This window comes from Flavobacterium anhuiense, from assembly GCF_900101855.1.
Lineage (GTDB): Bacteria > Bacteroidota > Bacteroidia > Flavobacteriales > Flavobacteriaceae > Flavobacterium > Flavobacterium anhuiense.
In genome coordinates, this window is the sequence record NZ_FMVC01000002.1 from 387,913 (window position 1) to 412,085 (window position 24,173).

Here is a 24,173-nt window from a genome sequence, read left to right on the forward strand (position 1 = left end):
TGATTAAAATGAAAAAATATACAATCTTATTACTTTTACTTGCCGCTGGAACACAAGTTTCTTGCAATCAAGATCTTGATCCCACGGTATATAGCAGCTTGACTAATACTAATGGGTATCAGACAAAATCAGATGCTATTGCGGCTATCAATTCCATTTATGGAAGACTAAAAGGACCATCTGTGGGCGATAATTATTCATATTGGGCTACAAGACACTTTGCTTTGACTGATATTGCTACAGATTTAGGACACTGCCAATTTGGAGGAGATCCAGGGCAATTATCTTTAGGAACTTGGAATTCTGCAAATGGACTTTTAAGAGAAGACTGGAACGCCATGTATAAATTGATTGCCAATGCAAACAATGCTATTTTCAACATTATACCAATGAGTGGTATTACAGCTGCTGAAAAAGCACAATTTATTGCAGAAGCGAAATTCTTAAGATGTTCCGCTTACATGGATTTGACCGATTCTTGGGGACCAGTAATTCTAATTACCGAAGCCAATTTAGGAAACCCTGGATATTTGGATCAGACTCCTCCTTCATCTGTTGAAGAAATCGACGCTTTCATGATTAAAGAATTGACGGAAGCTGCTGATGTTCTTCCAGTTAATTATAAAAACAATGAAATTTACGGTACAAATGATGTAGGACGTGCTACAAAAGGTGCTGCACTAACACTATTGGCAAAATTATACTTAAGAAGCCACGATTGGCAAAAAGTAATTACCTATACACAAAAAGTAATGGATTTGCACGAATACAGCCTATATCCTTCTTACTTAGGTCTGTTTAAAGAAAGTAACAAATGGTGCAGTGAAAACATCTTCTCTTCTTTAAGTGATGCCAACACAAATGGAACTGAATTATTAAACCACTTTGGTCCTGTTGATCACCCTGTGGTTCAAAACAGATGGCAATATTATACTGTAAACTGGGATTTCTACAACACTTTTGGCGATGAAGATGAGAGAAAACAATGCTTTTTTCCAGAGTATATGGGGACAGACGGTCTATTACATAAACAAGCTCCATACTTAGGAGCTCAACCTCCAGCTGGAGAATTCTACATGCAAGACGTTTCTACAAAAAAATATGCTGATGATGAAACGACCACTTATTATGATGGACATAGTGTTAATATCCTTCGTTATGCTGATGTTTTGTTAAGCAGAGCCGAAGCCTTAAACGAAATCAGTGGACCAACTCAAGAGGCTATTGATCTTATCAACCAAGTAAAAGGAAGATCTCATGCAAAACTTTTGGTTTTATCAGAACATACTCAAGCTAGTTTAAGAGATGCTATTTTACAAGAAAGAGGATGGGAACTTTTCTACGAAGGAAAACGTCGTGCAGATTTGATCAGAATGAACAAATATGATGTTTTAGTAAATGCATACCACCTTAGAGTTGGAGAAGCAGCTTTAATCAAAATGCCACAAAACAAATATTATACGTATCCACAGAGTCAGGTTGACCTTAATCCAAATTTAAGCAACGCCGACAGACAATAAGAATATCCAATCAAGAATAGACAGTTAAATGTCTGTCTATTCTTGATTATTTATAGCGATAAAAGTACTTTTCTGTTTCACAAAAGAAGCTTTTCAGATGATCAAAAAATTAATATTAAAAGGAAGTTTTATTTTAGTGCTGCTTACTTTGGCAAGTTGTTCTAAAAACCAAATTATCTCCAATATCAATATTGGCACTCATGGCAACAACGAATTGAAAATTCAGATCGATGTTACTACGAATGACCAAGCTCAGGTATATGCAGAATATTGGTCAGACAAAGAAGGAAATCAAAATAAAATGACCTCTCCTATTTCAAATTCTGGTTTAAAACATTCGCTGGTGCTTTGCAATATAATTCCAGAAACCGGCTATAGTTTCCAATTAGTTACAGTTCAAGGTGGTAATAAACAAACCAGCAAAGTTTATAATTTTAAATCTAGAAAACTTCCAGAATGGCTACAGAAACAATTCAAAGCCAATTGTCCGAAACCAGAATTATTGCCTGAAAATTTCAAAAAAGGATTTTTGCTTTTAGCGAAAAGAGAAACTCCTGGAACTGCTTATATTGTTGATTACAAAGGAAATTTAAGATGGTACCATACGCTTGAAGGAACTGGTTTTAAAGTCGTTCATTTTACAAAAGACCAAACAATTCTTTCGATTTTGGGAACCAATGATGAGCCAACAAGCTATGGAAGCGAAATTCTTGAAATCAATCTGCAAGGCGATACTTTAACCCATATTAAAAAAGGTGAAGGCGATTTAAAGCAAGTTCTTCACCATGAAATTATAAAAAAATCGGCTAACGAAATTGTCGCTTTAACTGTCGAACAAAAAATAATCAATTTAACTTCTATTGGAGGAAAAAAACAAGACACCATCAACGGAGACGGAATCCTAATTTTAGACAAAAAAGGCAAGCAGCTTTGGAAATGGAGTGTTTTTGATGATTTAGATCCATTTAAAGACAAAAATTTATTAAAAACCAAAAAGGACTGGACACATGCCAATAGTTTAAGCTACGATGCAGATGGAAATTTTTTAATCTCATTTTATAATAACGGCCAGATTTGGAAAATCAATTCGAAAACTGGAAAAGTAATCTGGAAATTAGGAAAAGGCGGAACAATGAAAATGGCTTCAGACACTAATTTCTCTCAGGCACACGCCGCACATATCGATCAAGAAGGAAGTTTATTGTTTTTTGACAATGGCGTAGATATCAAACAATCTTCTGTTTTTGCCTTAAAAGTAGACGAAAAAAGCAATTCGGTAAAACTGGATTTTCATATAAAATTGCCAAAAGATATTTACAACGATAGAATGGGAAGCGCTTATATGATTAATAAAGATCTCTTTTTGGTTTGTTGTTCAAAAAGACATATTACGGTTTTAACCAATAAAAAAGGAATTTTGCTATGGGCTTTAGAATCTGAAATTCCGCCATATAGAACCATCTTTATTCCTAAAGAAAAACTCAAACCTTTTCTTTTGAATTAAAAAGAGATTTTCCTGTAAGGTTTTCAAAACCTTGTAGGTATAAGTAAATTAGAATAAATACCTAACAGGTTTTAAAAACCTGTTAGGATAAAAATAATAGACATGAAAAAATTAATTCTTATTGCACTTTTTTCAGCATTGCCAATGCTTGTTTTCAATTCCTGCACCAAATCAAATTCTCAAACTTTGGCTTCAAAAACAACCGAAGAAGGAGAAGAAGACGAAGGTTACATCACAATTGATACTTCTCAAATTCCAGACGATCAATTTGGAGAATCGGTTCGTTACGGAAGAGAATTAATGATGAAAACGGCTTATTACATTGGTCCAAACGGAAAAAATGGACAATATTTGGGCAATAAAATGAACTGCACCAACTGTCATCAAGATGCAGGAACAAAGCCTCATGCGTTCAATTTGATGTCTTCACACGATAATTATCCACAATATCGCGGGCGCGAAAACAAAGTTCTTACATTGGCAGAAAGAGTTAATAACTGCATTATGCGCCCGCATTCTGGAAAACCGCTTCCGCTGGATAGTAAAGAAATGGTGGCCTTTTTATCGTATTTCAAATGGATTAGCAAATTTGTTCCAAAAGATGGTAATTTTAAAGGAGCAAAAAATTTAGAAATCGAATTTCCAGATGTTGCTGCAAGTCCAGAAAGAGGGAAAGTTTTATTTGCCGAAAACTGCGCAAGATGCCACGGAAATAATGGTGAAGGAGTTTATAATGCAGACAAATCGGGTTACACCTATCCTCCACTTTGGGGCGAGTATGGATATCAGCCAGGTTCAAGCATGCACCGCGTCATTAAACAGGCGCAATGGCTAAAAAGCAATATGCCTTACGATAAAGTACTGCTTGGAAAACCATATCTTACAGACAAACAAGCGCTTGACATTGCAGCTTATGTAAATGACGATTCACAGCATAAAAGACCAAACCCAAAAACGTTTGATTATCCAAATAAAATGGGCAAACCTATTGATTATGCACACAGTCCATTTCAAGATAATTTTTCGGAAGAGCAGCACAAATACGGACCTTACAAACCGATTATTGCTTACTGGAAAAAACAAGGATGGAAAGCCGTTTACTAAACTCAAAATATACTATTTAACTGATTTATACAATACAATGAAACTAAACCTAAACAACACAACGCTTTTAAACAGAATACTGATAATGTGTTTGATCACAATCAGCATTCCTCTAACTGCACAAATAAAATATTCAGACGGAAACGACAGCTGGAATCCGAATCAATTAGGAAATCACCGTGCTGTAATTGCCTTTTCTGGGTCTGGAAATGTTGCTAAAACGACAATCGAATGGCGAAGAAGAGACACCAATCCAGAACTTAAAAAAATTATCGTTCAGGATGCGTCTGGAAAAGAAATTCAGAACATCAAAACCGAAAATATCAATAGAGAAAACGGTACTATTTTCTTTGAACCTATTTCAGGCAAAGGAACTTATTACGTTTATTATATGCCTTATGTTGATGAAGGAACTGCAAATTATCCAAAAGGAATTTATCAAAAACCTGAAGATAAAGCTAATACTGAATGGGTTTCTAAAATCAAAAGCAATTTTAAAGAAAATGCTGCTGTAACAGAAATCCAAAGTGTAAATGCTTTCAATAGTTTTTATCCGATGGAAGTGATTGCTACAGCGTCTGAAACTTCAGCTCTTGTGGCAAAAAACAGCGGAAACTCTTTCTTGGTTTTCCCAGAAGACAGAGAACATTCTATCAAATTAAAATCTGATATACCGCAAAGATGGATTCAGAAAGGCGTTCAAAACAGTTTTGCTGATACGGCAATGAAAGGTGAATATTTAGCTTTTCAATTAGGTGTTTACGCGCTTGAAGATTTAAAAAATGTAAAAGTATCTTTCACCAATTTAGTAAGCACAACTGGAGCTACAATAGAAGCGAAAGACATCAGCTGTATCAACACTGATGGAACTCGATATGACGGCACTCCTTTTACAAATACGGTTTCAGTTTCAAAAGGAAAAATTCAGGCTATGTGGTGCGGTATCGATGTTCCACAAACTGCTGCTGCTGGAACATACAACGGAAAAGCAACCGTAACGGCTGACGGAAAATCAAAAGAAATCAATCTTCAAATTACGGTTTCAAACGAAGTAACAAAAAACGGAGGAATTGACAGTCCTGAGAAAATGACGCGTTTAAAATGGTTAAATTCGACATTAGCTCAGGAAAATACAGTTATTGCTCCTTATACTCCATTAACAGTAAATAACTCTGAAATTGCTTTATTAGGAAGAAAACTAATCTTGTCGCCAAACGGATTTCCTGCGCAAATTCAGACTTTCTTTACGCCAGAAATGACTTCTGTTACAACAAAAGCAAATGACATTTTAAGCGCTCCAATCGATTTTCATTTTGTTGACGCTTCTGGAAAAGAAGTGCAATGGAAAAATAGCGGTGTAAAATTCACTAAAAAAGAAGCTGGAATAGTGTCTTGGGAAAATACTGCGACTTCAAAATCGGTTCAAATGGATGTAAATGCTTCTGTAGAGTTTGACGGTTTTGTACATTATACGGTAAAAGTTACAGCCCTCGAAGACGTCGCTTTTAATGACATTAATTTCCAAATGCCAATGCAGCCAACTTCTGCAAAATACATGATGGGATTAGGTCAAAAAGGTGGAGATCGCCCTGCAACTTTCGACTGGAAATGGGATGTTGCCCATAAAAATCAAGACGGTGCTTGGATTGGTGCTGTAAATTCTGGATTGCAGTTTTCTTTAAGAGACGAAAAATATAGCCGCCCTTTAAATACTAATTTCTATTTACAAAAACCTTTATTGCTGCCTACTTCATGGGGTAACGAAAATAAGGGCGGCATTACCATTACGCCAAATCCAAAATCGGTTGTAGTAAATGCGTACAGCGGTGCTAGAACGATGAAAAAAGGCGATGTTTTATACTACAATTTCAACTTATTGATTACGCCTTTCCATACCATAAATACCGATTTTCAATGGGATACAAAGTTTTACCATAAATACAGTCCGATCGATTCTATCGCTAAAACTGGCGCAACGGTAATCAATATTCACCACGCCAATGCAATCAATCCTTATATCAATTATCCTTTTATTGAATATAAAAAGATGAAATCGTATATCGATGAAGCACATCAAAAAGGCTTAAAAGTAAAAATCTACAACACGGTTAGAGAGGTTTCTAACAAAGCTTATGAAACTTTCGCTCTTAGAAGTTTAGGTCACGAAATTTATTCTCCAGGAAAAGGTGGCGGATTCTCTTGGCTGCAAGAACACGTTGGCGACGATTATATAGCTGCTTGGTTTGTTCCTGAAATAAAAGATGCTGCAATCGTAAACAGCGGTATGAACCGTTGGCATAATTATTATGTAGAAGGTATGAACTGGCTGACCCAAAATGTGGGCATTGACGGAATATATCTTGACGACGTTGCTTTCGACAGAATCACGATGAAACGTATCAAAAGAGTTTTGACTAAAGATGGTCATCCCGGAATTATCGATTTACATAGTGCGAACCAATATAACAAAAGTGACGGATTTAATAATAGTGCCAACTTATACATGGAGCACTTCCCGTACATCAATAGATTATGGTTTGGAGAATATTTTGATTATGAAAAAAATCAGCCTGACTTTTTCTTGACAGAAGTAAGCGGAATCCCGTTTGGTTTAATGGGAGAAATGCTTCAAGATGGTGGAAATCCGTGGAGAGGAATGGTTTACGGAATGACAAACAGACTACCATGGAGCGATGGTGCTGATCCAAGAAACATCTGGAAACTTTGGGATTCTTTCGGAATTAAAGGTTCTGAAATGATTGGATATTGGAGCGAAAACTGTCCTGTAAAAACAAACAACGACAAAGTTTTGGCAACTGTTTACAAAAAGAACGGAACAGCTTTAATTTCAATCGCAAGTTGGGCAGATGCCGATGTAAATGTGAAATTAAATATCGACTGGAAAAAACTAGGAATCAATCCTGCAAAAGCGACAATTACAGCTCCAGAAGTTACCAATTTCCAACCAGCAAAAACATTTACAACAAAAGACGAAATACCAGTTTCTAAAGGAAAAGGCTGGTTGTTGATTGTGAAATAATAAAATCCATATTTTGTTGTGCCGTTAGGCACTAAATATCGGTAGAAAACATGAATTAGAAAAAATTTAGCGTGCCGTAGGTACGCAACAAAACGATAATTATTGCGTACCTACGGCACGCCAACGTATTTGAACCTGATTTTCTCTACCAATATCTAGTGCCTAACGGCACATTTAACGCCAATTAACACAAATTAAATCATTTTAATCTATGTAATCTGTGGCAAAAAAACAACCACAAATAACCAAGCTCTCCATCATGAAATTTAGACCATTATTATCAATTCTACTCCTTGGAAGCCTGTTTGTCAACGCACAAAACAAACCGACTGTAAAAGAATACAAAAAAGTATTTACCACATATCCGTTCTCAGATCCTGATCCGATTCCAAAACCTGACACAAAGTTTTATCCGTATTTCCGTTTTGACGGTTTTACTGACAAACCCGTTCAGAAAGAATGGAAAGTAATCGAAATTGAAAATGATTATATCAAACTGATGATTTTGCCAGAAATTGGCGGAAAAGTCTGGTCGGCTATAGAAAAATCTACAGGAAAAGACATTGTTTACAACAATCATGTGGTAAAATTTAGAGACATTGCCATGCGCGGACCGTGGACAAGCGGAGGCGTTGAAGGCAATTACGGAATTATCGGCCATACGCCAAACTGCGCCACTCCTGTCGATTACAAAATTATAAACCGAGAAGACGGAAGCATTAGCTGTGTGATTGGCGTTTTAGATTTATTGACGAGAACTTCTTGGAAATTAGACATTAATCTGCCAAAAGACAAAGCGTATTTTACCACAAATTCGTTTTGGTCGAACACAACCGAATTTGAACAGCCTTATTACACTTGGATGAATACGGGAATAAAAGCAGCCGAAAATCTGCAGTTTATTTATCCTGGACAAACATATATCGGTCATAACGGAGAATACAATTCGTGGCCAATTGACAAAGAAAACGGCAAAGATTTATCTTTCTACAAAAACAACAATTTTGGAGGCTACAAATCGTATCACGTATTCGGGAAATATGATGATTTCTTTGGAGGATATTATCACGACGAAGATTTCGGAATGGGAAGATATGGCAATCACGATGACAAACCCGGCAAAAAAATATGGATTTGGGGATTGTCGCAGCAAGGCATGATTTGGGAAAAATTACTGACCGATACTGACGGACAATATGTAGAAGTGCAAAGCGGAAGATTGTTTAATCAGGCAAGCGAAACCAGTAGTCTTACACCTTTCAAACAGCGTTCCTTTGCTCCATATCAAACTGATACTTGGACCGAATATTGGTTTCCTGTAAAACACACAAAAGGCTTTGTAAAAGCCAACAATTATGGTTCAGTTAATATCAAAAACGAAAATGGCTGGCTGAAAATCTATTTTTCTCCGCTTCAAAAATTAAACGAAAAAATTGAAGTTTTTGAAAACGATAAAAAAGTGTATTCTAAAGATATTGCTCTGAATACCATGCAAACTTTCAAAGATTCTATTCAAGTAAAAGTGGATTCTAATAAATTGAAATTTGTTTTAGGTCAAAATAAATTAGTTTGGAATTCAGCGCCAGAAGATGGAAACATCAACCGTCCTGTAGAAATTCCAAAAGATTTTGACCATAATTCAGTTTATGGATTGTATCAGCAAGGAAAAAATTACATCAGTTTCAAAGATTATGCTTTGTCTGAAGACAAACTAAATGCTTGTTTGAAACTAGATCCAAACTACGCTCCTGCCCTTTCTGCATTGGCTTCTTTGCAAATTAGAAAATTAGATTATAAAGCAGCTGCAAATTTAGCAAGCAAAGCTTTATCAATAGATACTTACGATGCTTCGGCGAATTATTTTTATGCTTTGGCTAATTTCCATTTAGGAAATACTATTGATGCAAAAGATGGTTTTGATATTGCCGCTGCAAGTGTTGAATTTAGAAGTCCTGCTTACACCGCTTTAAGCAAAATTTATTTAGCAGAAAACGATCTTTCAAAAGCGGCTGAATATGCTGAAAAAAGCTTAATCTATAATCAATACAATATAGAAGGTTTACAGGTTTTAGCGGTTTTATATCGTCTTCAAAATAATTCTGATAAAACAAATTCAGTTTTAAAAATCATTACAAAATTAGATCCGCTAAATCATTTTACTGATTTTGAAAAATACCTTTGGAACAATTCAAACGATTCCAAAAATGCTTTTGTTTCTGCGATCCAAAACGAAATGCCAGAACAGACTTTTCTTGAATTGGGAATTTGGTACAATAATTTAAGCCGAAAAGAAGAAGCTCTAAAAGTGTTTTCTATTGCAGAACCAAGCGCTGAAACTATATATTGGAAAGCTTTCTTAGAAAACAAACCAGTTGATGTAAGCAAAATCAAACCTGGAACTAGTTTCCCTTTCAGAAATGAAACTGCTGAAATTCTAAAATCATTAATTAAAACAAATGATCAATACCAATTAAAATATCATTTAGGCTTGATTGAATGGAATCGCAATAGCATTTCAGAAGCTAAAAGATTGTTTTCAGAATGCGGTACAAAACCAAATGATCCTGCATTTTATGGAGCTAAAGCTTCTTTATTTAAAGACGATGCTTCGATAGTATTGACAAGTCTTCAACAGGCTATAAAATTGGATCCGCAAGGTTGGAGATACCATAAAATGCTGGCAGAACATTACATCGCTCAAAAACAATTTGATAAAGCGCTTACAACGGCTGAATCTTTTTATAAAAAACATCAAGACAATTATTTGATTGGAATGCTGTATGCCAAAACATTATTGCTAAACAAAAAATACCGCGAAGCTGATGTGTTTTTAACCAAATTGCAGATTCTTCCGTTTGAAGGTGCAACAGCTGGAAGACAACTATATCACGAAGCTAAACTGATGCAGGCTTTGGCAGAAATCAAAAACAAGCAGTACAAAAAAGCATTACAATTTATTGCTGATGCAAAACTGTTTCCAGAGAATTTAGGCGTTGGAAAACCGTATGACGAAAATATTGATGAAAGATTAGAAAACTGGTTAGATTATCAATGTTACAGCAGTCTTGGAAACAAAGAAATGGCTTCTAAATCTTTAGAAAAAATTGTCGCTTTCAAACCAGTAGTCGATAATACGGTTATGAATTTCCTCCCAGCAAATCAATTGGTTTCGGCTTGGGCAATAGAAAAAACTTCCTCTGCTAAAGAAGCTGAAAAATGGATTAAATCTCAGGCCGATTTATATCCGACAAATAAAATAGTGCAATGGACTTTATTGTCTTACACTAAAAAACCATCGGATATTTTAAGTGAAGATGAAAAAGACGGCGAAGTCAGAATTATCGAAAAATTGTAAAGAACTTTCAAAACAATAAAATGAAAAAGCATTTTTTAAAATATACATTTTTGGGTCTTGTCGTTTTGATGAGTCCAAAAATTGAAGCACAAAACAAAGCAGAAAAGGTTGATGAATTATCCATTTACCGTGCTACTCCTTTAAAAACACATGATTTAATTCATACCAAACTCGAAGTTTCATTCGATTACGGAAAACGTTATTTATACGGAAAAGAATGGATTACTTTAAAACCTCATTTTTACGAAACCGATTCGCTTAAGTTGGACGCAAAAGGAATGGATTTTAAAGAAATTGCTATTATTGACGGCAAAAAAAGTATTCCGTTGCAATACAAATACGATAACGAAGAACTTTCAATCGCTTTAAACAGAAAATACAAACGAACTGAAAAGTACACGATTTTCATTAATTACACCGCAAAACCAGCAGAACTGAAAAGCAAAGCTGGCGAATCGATTACCAATTCAAACGGATTGTATTTTATTAATCCTGACGGAAAAGGTGACAAACCAACACAAATATGGACGCAAGGCGAGACGGAAGCTTCTTCTTGCTGGTTCCCAACAATCGATAAACCCAATCAGAAAACAACTTCTGAAATTGCGATGACTGTCGAGGCAAAATATACGACGCTTTCAAACGGTAAACTAACGTCGCAAAAAGTAAATAAAGACGGAACAAGAACAGATATCTGGAAAATGGAACAGCCAAATGCGCCTTATTTGTTTATGCTGGCTGTTGGTGATTTTAAAATCTATAAAGATTCGTATAACGGTAAAGAAGTCAGCTATTATTTGGAGCCAAAATATGCGCCTTATGCCAAACAGATTTTCTATAAAACGCCCGATATGATGAATTTTTACGGTAAAATGCTTGGTGTAGAATATCCTTGGGCAAAATATGCGCAAATTGTTGTGAAAGATTATTTTGGAGGTGCGATGGAAAATACTTCTGCGACTGTTCATGGAGAATATGTACAAAAAACAGAAAGAGAATTATTAGATGATAATCAAGAAAGCACCATTGCTCACGAACTTTTTCATCAATGGTTTGGAGATTACGTAACGGCTGAGTCTTGGTCAAACTTAACCATGAACGAATCGTTTGCCACTTTTGGAGAAGTTTTATGGCATGGTCATGATGCTGGACAAGATGCTGAAGACAGATCGCGTTATGAAAAATTGCAGAATTATTTACGCTCACAAAAAAATGGCGACAGTCCAATTTTAGCACGTTTTCATTACAAAAATGCAGACGATATGTTTGATAATATCAGCTATTCTAAAGGTTCTATCATTTTGTATGCCATGAAAAACCAAATGGGTGATGAAGCCTTTTTTAAAGGACTAAATCATTATTTAACCACAAATGCTTATAAATCTGGCGAACCGCATCAACTGCGCTTGTCTATGGAAGAAGTAACTGGAAAAGACTGGTTGCCTTATTTTGAGCAATGGTATTATAACGCTGGAAGTCCGATTCTGGATGTGACTTACAGATATGCTAACGGAAAAATTATTATTACCATTAGTCAATCTCAGGATAGCGCAGTGCAAACTTTTACCCTGCCTTTGAAAGTTGATTTTTATGTAAACGGAACTAAAATCAGAAAGGATATTTTAATTGATAAAAGACAACAAAGCTTCACTTTTGATCTTCCTTCAAAACCTGAATTTATAGATTTAGATCCAGATAAAATTCTAGTGGGCGAAGTGAATGTAGACAAAAAAACAGCAGCTGATTATTTGTATCAATATAAAAATGCTCCATCCTATTACAACCGAATTGAAGCTATAAAATTTGCTTCGAAAGACAGAAGTCAGGAATCGCAACTTATTTTACTGGAAGGTTTAAAAGACCAACAGGAAGATTTAAGAGTTCTGAGTATCAAGTCAATTGACTTAAATGAAAAACAAACAAAAGATCAGGTTTTAAAAACGCTACTTGATGTTGCAAAAAATGATAAAAAGACAATTGCCAGAGCTAATGCTATTGTAAAATTGGCTTCTACAGGAGATGCTTCTTATAAAAGTTTAATGGAAGAAAGCATTAAAGAACAGTCGTATAACGTGATTGCAGCAGGATTAGCAGGATTAACAAAATATGCGGCAGCTGAAGCAGATAAAGCATTGGCTTCATTAGATGACGATACCCAAAAACATGTAACGCCATTAATGAAAAGATTTAGTAGTCAAAAATAATTATTAAAAGTCCTTTAGGTCTGTTTTTGTTTTTGAAAACCTCTCTAATTTGGTTCATTAGAGAGGTTGTTTAAAAAAATTATCTAACAATAATCACTCATGAAAATCACCTTCTTAAAACCTATAACAATCCTTTTTCTTTTGTTCGGATGGACAATTGCATCGGCACAAATGATTAAGACCAAAACGCCTTCACGTCCAAAAGGACAGCAAGACGTATTGAGAATGGCAGCAGATCCAATTCCGACGGTTCGTGTTGCTTTCATCGGACTTGGAATGCGCGGCCCTGGAGCAGTCGAACGCATGACACATATTCCAGGTGTAGAAATTGTGGCTTTGTGCGACATGACTCAAGAAAATACTGCGAAGTCAAATGAAATCTTAACGAAAGCTGGTTTCCCAAAAGCACAAGAATTCTATGGTGATGAAAATGCTTGGAGAAAAGTTACGGCTTTGCCGAATGTAGACTTGGTATATGTTGCCACAGATTGGAAACATCACGCTGTGATTGGTGTTCAGGCCATGAAAGATGGAAAACACGTTGCAATAGAAGTTCCAGGCGCTTTGACCATGAAAGAAATCTGGGAATTGATAGATACTTCTGAAAAGACGAGAAAACACTGCATGCAATTGGAAAACTGTGTTTATGATTTTTTCGAATTGACCACTTTAAATATGGCTCAGCAAGGCGTTTTTGGAGAAATTCTTCATGCAGAAGGTTCGTATATTCATGGTTTACAGCCTTTTTGGGGAGAATACTGGAACAACTGGAGAATGGATTATAACATTAAACATCGTGGAGATATTTATGCCACACACGGAATGGGACCTGCATGTCAGGCACTAAATATTCACCGTGGTGATAAAATGAATTTCTTGGTTTCTATGGATACGAAAGCTGTTGGAAATCCTGCTTACATTAAAGAAAAATCGGGACAGGAAATTAAAGATTTTAGAAACGGAGACCATACGATGACGATGATTCGCACAGAAAACGGAAAAACAATTCACATCCAACACGATGTTACTTCTCCTCGCCCATACAGCAGAATGTATCAATTAAGTGGTACAAAAGGTTTTGCTAATAAATATCCGCTTGAAGGTTATGCTTTGGACGGAAAAGAATTAAGCGATGACGTAAAACCAAATCACGAAAAATTGAGCGCGCATTCTTTTGTTCCTGAAGAAGTGAAAAAAGCGTTGATGGAAAAATACAAACACCCTATTGCCAAAGGAATCGAAGAACAGGCTAAAAAAGTGGGCGGTCATGGCGGAATGGATTTTATTATGGACTATCGTTTAATCTATTGTCTGCAAAAAGGACTTCCGCTTGATATGGACGTTTATGATTTAGCCGAATGGTCTTGCCTTGGACCATTAACAGAAATTTCATTAGACCATAATTCTGCTCCTGTAGAAATTCCAGATTTTACTCGTGGAGGCTGGAACAAACTTAAAAAATTAGAGTTTTCAGAATAAATATTATTGGTTAGTTAGTAAGAGGAACAAGAGGGCAAAGTAGATGTTGCTCTCTTGTCTGTTTTAGACAATTCGTAAAAACAAAAAAGCCACCTGATTCTCTCAGATGGCTTCTTTTATTTTTGATAAAAATTAATTCCAGTTGAACGTAATTTTCTTTTCGATTTCACTGCTTAAGCTTAAAAACACTGGGCAAGTCATTGCAGCACGTTCTAAAATAGTTTTGCTTTTTTCGTCAGCATTGCTTTTCATTTGAAACACAATTTCAATTGCACCGATTCTTCTTGGTTCAGCATTCATGATTTTAGTTACTTCTGCTGTAGATCCAATAAAATCAACTTCTAAATCACGAGCTTTGATTCCCATAATAGTCATCATGCAGCTTGCCAAAGCGTTTGCAACAGTATCTGTTGGAGAAAATGCTTCTCCTTTTCCGTTATTATCTAATGGTGCGTCAGAAATGATTTCGCTTCCTGATTGCACATGAATTGAACTTGTTCTTAAATCTCCTAAATAGGTTACTTTTGATGTCATTAATTTGCTACTTTTAAAGTTAAGTCACTATCATAATATAAGATGTAAACACCTTTATTAGCGTGTCCGCCATCTTCTTTTCTATAATATTGAAATTTATTATCTACCTGCTGAGTTGCCATCAAATCAGCTGTTTCTTGGAATGTTTTTCCTTGCATTAAACGGATCATCGTATCAAACGTTACGTCAAATCCTCTGGTTGCATAAGTCGTCGGATTTGCTTTGTTTTTTAGACGATATTGTTTTTCATAAATTAAAACTGGCTGTTCATCACTTTCGCGAGTTACAGAAGGATACATTAATTTTAGTTTTACCAAGTTATCAAAATTGATTTCATCTGTATCCAGTGTACTATTTGGTTCTAAAATCACTAATTGAACCTGACACGTTTTTTGAGAATCGAGTAAAGCTTTTATAGTAGCTTTTACCATCGCTGTATTTCCTGTTTCCATCACAACATAATTCAAACGATTTGGTATTAACAGACTTTTTAAGTTAGCCACATCCAAACCGCCAGTTTCAGTTAGAGATGCAAATGCCACTCCTTTCTGATTTTGCTTAATGTAGTTGATAACAGATTCTTTTTTCTTATCAACGACCGCTACGATATTTCCGTTTTTAGAACGCATATAATCAAAAACTGAATTTCTGATTACATCGTTTGACGGTATAGTTTGGTACAAATTATCAATCGGATTAGCACTATCTTTTGATAAAGGCGAAATTACAGGAACATTATACGAACGCAACATGCTTGCTGCCGTTTCTGCGTTACTTTGGTAAAATGGCCCAATTACAGCATCTGCATCTTGAAGTTTCGGAGTCAAACCTACAACATTCGAAGTGGTTTTAGTTTCCTGAGAGTCATAAATTGCAACGTCAATTGGCAGTTTCAATGTTTTTGCAGAATCAATCGCCATCAAAGCTCCAGAATAAAAATCTAGAGTCATATTTAAGAACTTATCGTTTTTAATTCTGTTAGCCGTTCCCGAAGTATCGCTTTGCACTTTAGCCAAATTAAAAGGAAGCAATAAAACTACTTTTTTGCGCTCATTGATACCTCTTTTTTTGGTTAATTCCACAATTTCTACATTTTCGTTTTCAGTAGATTTTACTTTATCAACAATCTTAATTCCACCGCCAGTACTTTCTGCTGGTTTACTTGTAGAAGAATCAGCTGGTTTATCACCAGGAACTTGTGCTGCAATAATTGGTGCAGGAGCTACATATCCAGCAGGAACTTTTAGAACCATCCCCTCTTTTACACCTTCCGAAAGTGACGGATTTAATGCCACTAATTCATCTTGAGATAAATGAAAAACTCTTCCTAAACTATAAAAAGTCTCTTTCGGTTTCACCTGATACTCCATATACGTAACCGCTTTTTTAGAAGATTCGGCAGGTTTCTTATTTTCCGCAGGCTTTGCTGTTTCAGTTGCAACATGCTCTGTTTTTGGAGCTGTTCCTTTTATGGTCAGTCTGTACCCAACTGGCAAACTAGAAACAATATCTGGATTGCGTTTTTCTAATTCTTCTACAGTCATATTATACTGCTTTGCAATTCCAAATTTTGTTTCTTTTGGCTGAACATCGTGATAAACATATTTTTCAGCGCCTTTTTCTTTCGAAGGTTTTGCTGTTGCTTTTGGAGCAGATCCTTTTGCAGGAATAACCAGTTTCTGTCCAATCTGTACGCCAGTTTTCTCCAAAAACGGATTTGCTGCTTTTAAAGCTTCATCAGAGATTCCGTATTTTTTCTCAATGCTGTAAAACGTTTCTTTTGGCTGTACTTCATGAATAATTTCTTTTCCTGAAGCAACAGTTTTAGTTTCAGAAACTTCTTTTTTTGCTTCTCCAGTCGCCGTCGGAATCAGCAATACTGTATTTGGGCTTAAACCCGTTCTAGCATCTGGATTTAGCTTATAAATATCATAAGGAGTTACCTTAAATTTTTGGGCAATCTGATTAATAGTTTCACCGCTTGACACTTTATACTTCACCACTTTTTCCTGAGAAAAAGCACTTGAACTGATAAAGAATACAAGAGACAATAATGTTAAATAGTATTTCATAATATGGCTTAAAACAATTTAATTTCTAATTTAAAAATATCTCACAGATTTCTTCCAAGCAAAATTCGAGCCGTTTGTTATTTCAATCGAAAATCATCTCAAATCGATTTCTACTTTGGCAATTATGATTTCTTTATATAACTCATCTTCTTCTTTTTTCTTGCATTTATAAAGCACTTCTTCCATGTTTTCGAATTTATCGCTGTAAACATAGTATGAAAGACTGTTAATATTGAAAAAGAAACTAGCGTTAAAATCGCCAGAATCAATGAGTTTCATAATAAGCTTATCTCGGTCAACTGCGTCTGTAAATATACCCAAAACTAAGTAATACCCGTTCGAAACTTCTCTAAGATTATCATAAACTTCTACTTTTACTGTTTTATCAGGTCTTAACGGATTGTCTTTCAATTCCTGTTTCATTTCTTCCAGCGAAATTGTTTTTGAATTTTCAGCAGTGTTGTCCTTTTTCTGTTTTTTGACTGCTTCATCCTGATATTTTTTTAGTTTAATCAAAGCCAATTTATCATCAAACTTTCGAGCTTCCATGCTATAATACGAAGCTTTACTGATATGTCTTTTTACTTCAATTTTTTTCTGATTGTCAAGTGAATCAATTTTAGCAATCAAGAGCTGATTTTTTTCGTCTCCTTTTTGCTGATCTTCTTTATAGCGTTTAATTTCTTCTAAAGATAAACGCTGCTGCAAAGGTTCTGTATTGGCTTTTTTCTCGCTTTCGCGGATTTTCTTTTTATACTCCTGATTTTCCTCAACGACAATTTTCTCTACTTTATTCATCAAACCAGCATACACTTTTCTATTTTCTGCCAGTTCCTTTTTCAGTTGAGATGATAATTCATTGGTTTTATTGATTCCCTCAGAAGATTGTTTTTCAAGTCTTTTTGATTCTTCGACATTTAGAATATCCATTCGTTTCAATTCTTTCAAGTCATCATTCATTGTCGTAACAAGCGAATCTAATTTTGCCATTAAAACATCTTGAACATTTTTATTGGCTTCTAAAACCAAACGCAATTTTTCAACTGAATTTTCTTTAGAACCATTCATATCGTTCAGATTCACTTTCAAATCATTAATCTTTATAATTTTCTGATTCATCTCTTTCTGAACAACCAATCGGTCTTTTAAATCTTCAATTTCAACCGTTTTGGCTCTTGTTTTTTCAACCACAACTTGTTTTTCGGCAAGCGCCAGCATCAATTCTTCGCTTTCGTTTGCTGGCTTTATTGCTGTAGTATTAATAGCCAATTTGTTTCCAACAATTAATCCGTTTACAATTTCAGGATTTTGAGATTCTAGCTGATCGATCGAAATTCCGTATTTCTTTGCAATCGAAAATTTGGTTTCCTTCGGTTCAACCACATGAAAAACCGTTTCCTGGTTTATCACACGAACTCTTCCGTCCAGAGTTTTTCTTTTGTTTGGAATCGAAATCGTCTGTCCAATCTGCAATCCATTAATTAAAATATCTTTATTGAGATTTTCTAAATCCTGAACCGAAACATTATATTGTCTAGCAATGCTAAATAAAGATTCTTTAGCTACAACCAAATGTGTCGCTTTTGAAGAAACAACATTTTCTTGCTTTGAAAAATGATCTGGATTTTGAGGAATAATCAGTTCTTGACCGATTTGAAGTCCGTTGGCAAGAGTTTCCTGATTGGCATTTTGAATAGCTTCAACTGAAACATCATATTGTTTTGATAAACCAAACAATGTTTCTTTTGGTGCAACAATATGAGTTTGCTGCTTTGAAATTGTGTTTTCTGAGTGGTGAACTGGAATCTTTAAAACCTGATTGTCTTTGATTCCGTTTTGCGATTCGGGGTTGAGTTTGTAAATCTCATCGATAGAAACCTTATACTTTTGGGCAATAAAATAAGCGGTCTCACCTTTTTGAATCTTGTGCTCGATAATTGAATCTTGCGCAATTATTTTGTTAAAAGACAAAATAAACACAAGAGAAATTGTTAAAAGTTCTCTCATAAATAGTAGGTTATAAAAAATTAAGGCCTTACAAATGTAAGACCTTAATTTTAAATTATGCTACTATTCCCACTCAATTGTTGCAGGTGGTTTTGAACTAATATCGTAAACTACACGATTCACGCCTTTTACTTTATTGATAATATCATTAGACACTTTCATCAAGAAATCGTAAGGTAAATGAACCCAGTCAGCGGTCATACCGTCTGTTGATTCTACAGCTCTAAGCGCTACTACTTTTTCATAAGTACGCTCATCACCCATAACTCCAACACTGTTTACAGGAAGCAAAATTGCTCCCGCCTGCCAAACTTTGTCGTATAATCCCCAAGATTTTAATCCTTCAATGAAAACAGAATCTACATCTTGCAAAATTCTAACTTTCTCTGGAGTAATATCTCCTAAAATTCTTATTGATAATCCTGGCCCTGGAAAAGGGTGTCTTCCTAATAATTCAGGATCTATTCCTAATGTAGCTCCTACTCTTCGCACTTCGTCTTTGAAAAGCATTCTAAGCGGTTCTACAATTTTTAATTTCATATAATCTGGCAATCCACCAACGTTGTGGTGTGATTTAATAGTTGCAGATGGCCCTTTTACCGAAACAGACTCAATAACGTCTGGGTAAATAGTTCCTTGTGCCAACCATTTTACGTCTTCTAATAAGTGCGATTCATCATCAAAAACTTCAATAAATACACGACCGATTGTTTTACGTTTTGTTTCAGGATCACTAATTCCAGCTAATTCACCAAGGAAGCGATCCCCTGCATCTACACCTTTTACATTTAACCCCATTCCTTTGTATTGGTTCAATACATTTTCGAATTCGTTTTTACGTAAAAGACCGTTGTTAACAAAGATGCAATATAAATTCTGTCCGATTGCTTTGTTTAATAAAACTGCTGCTACAGTAGAATCTACTCCACCAGATAAACCAAGAACTACTTTATCGTTTCCTAGTTTTTCTTTTAATTCTGCTACCATTTCGTCAACGAAAGCATTTGGAGTAAAGTTTTGAGGAACTTCAGCAATTTTCACTAAGAAGTTTTCCAACATCTTTTTTCCATCTGTTGAATGGTAAACTTCTGGATGGTATTGAATCGCATAAGTAGTTTCGCCTTCAATTTTGTAAGCTGCGTATTCTACATCATGCGTGCTAGCTAATTTTACAGCATTTGTTGGAAGCGCTTTGATACTATCGCTATGGCTCATCCAAACTTGGCTGTTTTCTGAAACTCCTTCAAAGAAAGTTTCGCCTTCTTTAATATAAGACAAGTTTGCTCTACCGTATTCTCTAGTATTTGAAGCTGCCACTTCTCCACCGCTGAAATGAGCTAAATATTGTGCTCCGTAACAAACAGCAAGTAAAGGCATTTTACCTCTAATTTGTGATAAATCAGGATGTGGTGCATCTTCTCCTCTTACAGAGAAAGGGCTTCCTCCTAAAATTACGGCTTTATAACTTGATAAATCACTTGGAATGTGATTGTAAGGAAAAATTTCGCAGAATATATTTAATTCGCGAACTCTACGCGCAATAAGCTGAGTATATTGCGATCCGAAATCTAAAATAAGTACGTTGTGTTGCATGCGCAAAAGTACTTTTTATATTCGAAATTCAAAAATCGGAACGGTGAAAAAAAATATTTTTTTTTCACCGGAAGATACTAAGAAACTAAGATGCTAAGATTCTAAGCTTTTTTCTTCGCAAAACTAAAAACTTAAAATCTTAGCATCTTAGCATCTTAGTAACTTAGAGACTTAGTATCTTCGCAAAAAAAATCCAAACAATCCAAAAATCCGTATCTAACGAAAACCCAATTTAAATTTAACTATGAAATCAAAAATTATTGCCCTGACTGCTTTTGTGTCGGTCTTTTTTTCTTCTTGTAATACGGTTGATGATTTATTGACTTTTACAATTTCGAACAATACTTCGATTACAATCAAAAGCACTTCACCTGTTAACTTGCCATCAGAAATTTTTACACCAGAGGTTACAACCAATTCTTCTGCTGAGTTTGAAAACAACAAAACCAAAGCTAGTTTGGTAAAAGATGTAAAAATCAGATCGCTGAAATTATCCATTACAGATCCTTCGGATAAAACATTTACATTTTTAAAATCGATTCATCTGTATATTTCAACATCAAATTCTGATGAAATCGAATTAGCGTATGCAGACAATATCAACGTATCTAGCAACACAATCGATTTGATTTGTACCGATCAAAAACTAGATCAATACATTAAAGCAGATAGCTACAAAATAAGAACTAAAGTGACCATAAAGGAAACTTTAACAAAAGATGTTACTGTAAAAGCAGATATGAAGTTTAAGGTGACGGCGGATCCGTTCTAAGATACTGAGATGCTAAGATTCTAAGACTCTAAGTCGTGAAATAATCAGATTATAAAAAAAGGCGATTCTAAAATTAGAATCGCCTTTTTTGTTTGTTTAAGCTTCCGGAAAAAACTTAGAATCTCAGTATCTTAGAACCTTAGCATCTTAAAAAAAAATCATTCTTTCGTCACAACAATAGAAGCCTTGAATCCTGCAGCTAGATTATCCCAATAATCATTTGTCACTAAATTGCCTTTATCGTCGTAGACTTGTATTTCTGCCGTATTTCCTCCTAGTGTACCTATATTTAAGGCTTCAAAGTCTAATTTATTGAATCCTTGTGCCAAATTGATTTTTACTTGCTGGAAATTGGAATCCAATAAAATTCTATCACGGATTACATAATCGTTTGAAGATACTTTTACTAAATCTCCGTCAATAGCTCCAAAATCCCGGAACTTAACAATAAAGTATTCCGATTTGGTTTTAAAATCCCCTAGCGAAATATTTTTCTTTACCAAAACACCGCGACCTTCCCTTAAGCCGGCGTCTTTTAAAGATTTATCCAAATCTTTTTCCATTTTGGCTACATATCGATCGCCTGGATTAGCAAAATCTGTTTCTGTAGACATCGTAAATTTGCTTTTCTCTTCTCCAATCTGAAACTTTGATTTTGGAGTTATAGTCGTATTTTCAAAAACATTTGGAGTTTTAATTGCTGGCATATCATTAAAATTTGCCAGTGGGTCTTTTGTCTCAGGAACCGGAGTCTTTTTAGGTTTTGCAGTAAACTTTCCGCCTGGAATAGTTTTGAATTTAGTACTAGACTCAATTTGGGCTGATACAGACAGTGCAGTAAAAAATAATATGAAAAATAAAATGTGCTTCATTGAAAAAAAAGTATTATCGAATCGCCTTTTATAATTAATATAATCAAAAGTCCAGCTTCACAAAAATAGTATAATTTACTTACTTGCTACAACTTTAGGAGTTTTATAACATATAATTAAGCTAATTTTTGGAAGCAAAAAACCTGCCAAGATTTTTTATTTCATAAAAAATAAATTTCAAATCTAAAATTTACAAATTCCAAAAAAATCATTTTACAAAAGCATTCAGCATTTTGATTATTAACAACTTATTCTTAACTTCAAGACTTTATTTTACCATTTAAAATCTCAATAAAATGGATTATATCGATTATTACAAAGTATTGGATGTCACAAAATCTGCTACAGAAGCGGAAATCAAAAAAGCATATAGAAAATTGGCTAGAAAATATCATCCCGATTTAAATCCGAATGATAAAGAAGCGGAAAAAAAATTCAAGGAGATAAATGAAGCCAACGAAGTTTTAAGCAATGCAGAGAACCGAAAAAAATATGATAAGTACGGAAAAGACTGGAAACATGCTGACGAATTTGAAAAAGCGGGCTACAATCCTAATCAGCAGCAAAGCAGACAGCAAAGCGGTTATCAATATTCTGAAGACGATTTTTCTGGTTTTGGAGGCGGAGACTTTTCTGGCAGTGATTTCTCAGATTTTTTCAATTCGATGTACGGCGGAGGCAGAAGCAGATCGCAGTCCAAATATAGAGGACAGGACTTTAATGCCGAACTAGAATTAGACCTTAAATCGGCTTACACTACACACAAACAGAATTTAACCGTAAACGGAAAAAATATCCGAATTACAATTCCTGCTGGTGTCGAAAACGGACAGATCATTAAAATTCCCAATCATGGCGGACCTGGTGTAAACGGTGGCCCAAACGGCGATTTATACATTACGTTTATAATTTCTAATAATTCAGATTTTAAACGAGAAGGAAATAATTTATATGCTGAGGCTCCAATAGATCTGTACACCGCAGTTTTAGGTGGCGAAACGTATATCAACACTTTTGACGGGAAAGTAAAAATCAAAGTCCCGGCAGAAACACAGCCAGGAACAAAGGTGAAGTTGAAAGGAAAAGGTTTTCCTGTTTATAAAAAAGAGAATCAGTTTGGAGATTTATACATCACGTACACTATAAAAATTCCAACAAAACTGTCGGATAAAGAAAAAGAGTTATTTGAAGAACTAGCAAAACTTAGAAAGTCATGAAAAATAAAAATTTAATCCAGATCAAACAGTTTTGTATTTACCACGAAATTGAGAACACCTTTATAACCGAACTTCATAATTACGGACTCATTCATATTATAACGGAAGAAAATGACGAGTATCTGGAACCAAAACAGCTTCCTATAGTTGAAAAAATGATTCGTATGCATTATGATCTCAAAATAAATCTGGAAGGAATTGATGCCATTGCAAATCTTTTGAATAAGATCGAAACCCTACAGCAAAATTTGAATACCGTACAAAACAGGCTTCGTATTTACGAAGAAAAAGAAACCGAATAAAATATCACAAAAAAGCTTGATTTCTGAATTGATTTCAAGCTTTTTTTAATCGCCGAGAGAAGCATAATCCTTAAATTGCGGCATCTTTAATTAACCTGAATTTGCTTTTAAAACCATACTGACAAATTCGCAAAAATTATAAAAAATGAAAAGAGAAAACATCTTGACTGGATCTCCGTGGGAAGACAAAATGGGATATTGCCGTGCCGTAAGAATTGGCAATATTGTTGAAGTTTCTGGAACTGTGGCTATTGTTGACGGCGAAAAAGTAAAAGCTGATGACGCTTATGCTCAAACATATAATATTTTGGAACGAGTAGAAAAAGTTTTAGAAGATTTAAATGTGGGGATGAAAGATGTGATTAGAACAAGAATTTTCACAACAGACGTCTCTACTTTCGAAGAAGTCGCTAGAGCGCACTCTGCTTTCTTTAAAGATGTCAAACCCACAACAGGATTTTATGAAATTAGCAAATTAGTTGCTCCAGAATATTTGGTAGAAATCGAATTTACTGCTGTAGTATAATATTTTTTTGTCACGAATTTCGCTAATTCCGCCAATTATTTTCCTTTTAATTCGCGAAAATTGGCGAAATTC

General features: G+C 35.0%; 16 protein-coding genes. 11 read left to right on the plus strand and 5 right to left on the minus strand.

From position 1 onward, the window contains the following. Positions 1 to 8: 8 nt before the first annotated feature. From BLP44_RS06225 to BLP44_RS06255, 7 genes are all read left to right on the plus strand, one after another. On the plus strand, positions 9 to 1,520 hold the full coding sequence (locus BLP44_RS06225) for a RagB/SusD family nutrient uptake outer membrane protein (protein ID WP_091130659.1): 1,512 nt from the start codon (positions 9 to 11) through the stop codon (positions 1,518 to 1,520). Positions 1,521 to 1,617: 97 nt separating this feature from the next. Next, a complete protein-coding gene (locus BLP44_RS06230; RefSeq protein WP_091130660.1) occupies positions 1,618 to 3,024 on the plus strand; it encodes an aryl-sulfate sulfotransferase in 1,407 nt (468 codons plus the stop codon). Positions 3,025 to 3,126: 102 nt separating this feature from the next. After that, entirely contained in the window at positions 3,127 to 4,128 is a 1,002-nt protein-coding gene (locus tag BLP44_RS06235) for a c-type cytochrome (RefSeq protein ID WP_091130661.1), read from the plus strand. 85 nt (positions 4,129 to 4,213) lie between these two features. Beyond that, the gene (locus BLP44_RS06240) at positions 4,214 to 7,168 is read left to right on the plus strand and encodes a glycoside hydrolase domain-containing protein (protein WP_091130662.1); all 2,955 of its coding nucleotides are present in this window, start codon (positions 4,214 to 4,216) and stop codon (positions 7,166 to 7,168) included. Positions 7,169 to 7,427: 259 nt separating this feature from the next. Further along, positions 7,428 to 10,523, plus strand: coding sequence for a DUF5107 domain-containing protein (locus tag BLP44_RS06245; protein ID WP_091130665.1), 3,096 nt, complete (start codon positions 7,428 to 7,430; stop codon positions 10,521 to 10,523). 20 nt (positions 10,524 to 10,543) lie between these two features. After that, complete coding sequence (locus tag BLP44_RS06250) at positions 10,544 to 12,727, plus strand: M1 family metallopeptidase (RefSeq protein ID WP_091130670.1); 2,184 nt, start codon at positions 10,544 to 10,546, stop codon at positions 12,725 to 12,727. A 99-nt stretch (positions 12,728 to 12,826) separates the two neighbouring features. Beyond that, positions 12,827 to 14,206 carry a Gfo/Idh/MocA family protein gene (locus tag BLP44_RS06255; RefSeq protein ID WP_091130671.1) on the plus strand — a complete coding sequence of 460 codons (1,380 nt, stop codon included), beginning with the start codon at positions 12,827 to 12,829 and terminating at the stop codon, positions 14,204 to 14,206. 132 nt (positions 14,207 to 14,338) lie between these two features. Here the strand turns inward: BLP44_RS06255 and BLP44_RS06260 are convergent, their stop codons facing one another. From BLP44_RS06260 to guaA, 4 genes are all read right to left on the minus strand, one after another. Next, complete coding sequence (locus BLP44_RS06260) at positions 14,339 to 14,740, minus strand: OsmC family protein (RefSeq protein WP_091130672.1); 402 nt, start codon at positions 14,738 to 14,740, stop codon at positions 14,339 to 14,341. Beyond that, complete coding sequence (locus BLP44_RS06265) at positions 14,740 to 16,812, minus strand: PBP1 and LysM peptidoglycan-binding domain-containing protein (RefSeq protein ID WP_091130673.1); 2,073 nt, start codon at positions 16,810 to 16,812, stop codon at positions 14,740 to 14,742. Before BLP44_RS06265 ends, BLP44_RS06260 begins: the two co-directional genes overlap by 1 nt. A gap of 93 nt (positions 16,813 to 16,905) precedes the next feature. Then, entirely contained in the window at positions 16,906 to 18,819 is a 1,914-nt protein-coding gene (locus BLP44_RS06270; protein WP_091130674.1) for a LysM peptidoglycan-binding domain-containing protein, read from the minus strand. Between the two features lie 63 nt (positions 18,820 to 18,882). Beyond that, positions 18,883 to 20,412, minus strand: coding sequence for a glutamine-hydrolyzing GMP synthase (gene guaA / locus BLP44_RS06275; protein WP_008462460.1), 1,530 nt, complete (start codon positions 20,410 to 20,412; stop codon positions 18,883 to 18,885). Positions 20,413 to 20,656: 244 nt separating this feature from the next. On the opposite strand from guaA, the gene BLP44_RS06280 reads away from it, so the two are divergent. After that, positions 20,657 to 21,184 (plus strand): hypothetical protein, encoded by a 528-nt coding sequence (locus BLP44_RS06280; RefSeq protein WP_066032310.1) that lies wholly within the window; start codon positions 20,657 to 20,659, stop codon positions 21,182 to 21,184. 158 nt (positions 21,185 to 21,342) lie between these two features. Here the strand turns inward: BLP44_RS06280 and BLP44_RS06285 are convergent, their stop codons facing one another. Continuing rightward, positions 21,343 to 22,056, minus strand: coding sequence for a hypothetical protein (locus BLP44_RS06285; protein WP_091130675.1), 714 nt, complete (start codon positions 22,054 to 22,056; stop codon positions 21,343 to 21,345). Positions 22,057 to 22,352: 296 nt separating this feature from the next. On the opposite strand from BLP44_RS06285, the gene BLP44_RS06290 reads away from it, so the two are divergent. The 3 genes from BLP44_RS06290 to BLP44_RS06300 all read left to right on the plus strand — a co-directional run bounded on the left by BLP44_RS06290 (position 22,353) and on the right by BLP44_RS06300 (position 24,101). Then, on the plus strand, positions 22,353 to 23,273 hold the full coding sequence (locus BLP44_RS06290; RefSeq protein WP_091130676.1) for a DnaJ C-terminal domain-containing protein: 921 nt from the start codon (positions 22,353 to 22,355) through the stop codon (positions 23,271 to 23,273). Continuing rightward, positions 23,270 to 23,575, plus strand: a complete 306-nt coding sequence (locus BLP44_RS06295) for a chaperone modulator CbpM (protein WP_091130677.1) — start codon at positions 23,270 to 23,272, stop codon at positions 23,573 to 23,575. The genes BLP44_RS06290 and BLP44_RS06295 overlap by 4 nt, the downstream gene beginning before the upstream one ends. Before the next feature lie 145 nt (positions 23,576 to 23,720). Beyond that, a complete protein-coding gene (locus BLP44_RS06300; RefSeq protein ID WP_008462456.1) occupies positions 23,721 to 24,101 on the plus strand; it encodes a RidA family protein in 381 nt (126 codons plus the stop codon). Positions 24,102 to 24,173 lie beyond the last annotated feature (72 nt).

Coding starts and splice junctions, on each gene's coding strand:
- BLP44_RS06225 (WP_091130659.1), top strand. CDS start 9: ATGAAAAAATATACAATCTTATTACTTTTACTTGCCGCTGGAACACAA.
- BLP44_RS06230 (WP_091130660.1), top strand. CDS start 1,618: ATGATCAAAAAATTAATATTAAAAGGAAGTTTTATTTTAGTGCTGCTT.
- BLP44_RS06235 (WP_091130661.1), top strand. CDS start 3,127: ATGAAAAAATTAATTCTTATTGCACTTTTTTCAGCATTGCCAATGCTT.
- BLP44_RS06240 (WP_091130662.1), top strand. CDS start 4,214: ATGTGTTTGATCACAATCAGCATTCCTCTAACTGCACAAATAAAATAT.
- BLP44_RS06245 (WP_091130665.1), top strand. CDS start 7,428: ATGAAATTTAGACCATTATTATCAATTCTACTCCTTGGAAGCCTGTTT.
- BLP44_RS06250 (WP_091130670.1), top strand. CDS start 10,544: ATGAAAAAGCATTTTTTAAAATATACATTTTTGGGTCTTGTCGTTTTG.
- BLP44_RS06255 (WP_091130671.1), top strand. CDS start 12,827: ATGAAAATCACCTTCTTAAAACCTATAACAATCCTTTTTCTTTTGTTC.
- BLP44_RS06260 (WP_091130672.1), bottom strand. CDS start 14,740: ATGACATCAAAAGTAACCTATTTAGGAGATTTAAGAACAAGTTCAATT.
- BLP44_RS06265 (WP_091130673.1), bottom strand. CDS start 16,812: ATGAAATACTATTTAACATTATTGTCTCTTGTATTCTTTATCAGTTCA.
- BLP44_RS06270 (WP_091130674.1), bottom strand. CDS start 18,819: ATGAGAGAACTTTTAACAATTTCTCTTGTGTTTATTTTGTCTTTTAAC.
- guaA (WP_008462460.1), bottom strand. CDS start 20,412: ATGCAACACAACGTACTTATTTTAGATTTCGGATCGCAATATACTCAG.
- BLP44_RS06280 (WP_066032310.1), top strand. CDS start 20,657: ATGAAATCAAAAATTATTGCCCTGACTGCTTTTGTGTCGGTCTTTTTT.
- BLP44_RS06285 (WP_091130675.1), bottom strand. CDS start 22,056: ATGAAGCACATTTTATTTTTCATATTATTTTTTACTGCACTGTCTGTA.
- BLP44_RS06290 (WP_091130676.1), top strand. CDS start 22,353: ATGGATTATATCGATTATTACAAAGTATTGGATGTCACAAAATCTGCT.
- BLP44_RS06295 (WP_091130677.1), top strand. CDS start 23,270: ATGAAAAATAAAAATTTAATCCAGATCAAACAGTTTTGTATTTACCAC.
- BLP44_RS06300 (WP_008462456.1), top strand. CDS start 23,721: ATGAAAAGAGAAAACATCTTGACTGGATCTCCGTGGGAAGACAAAATG.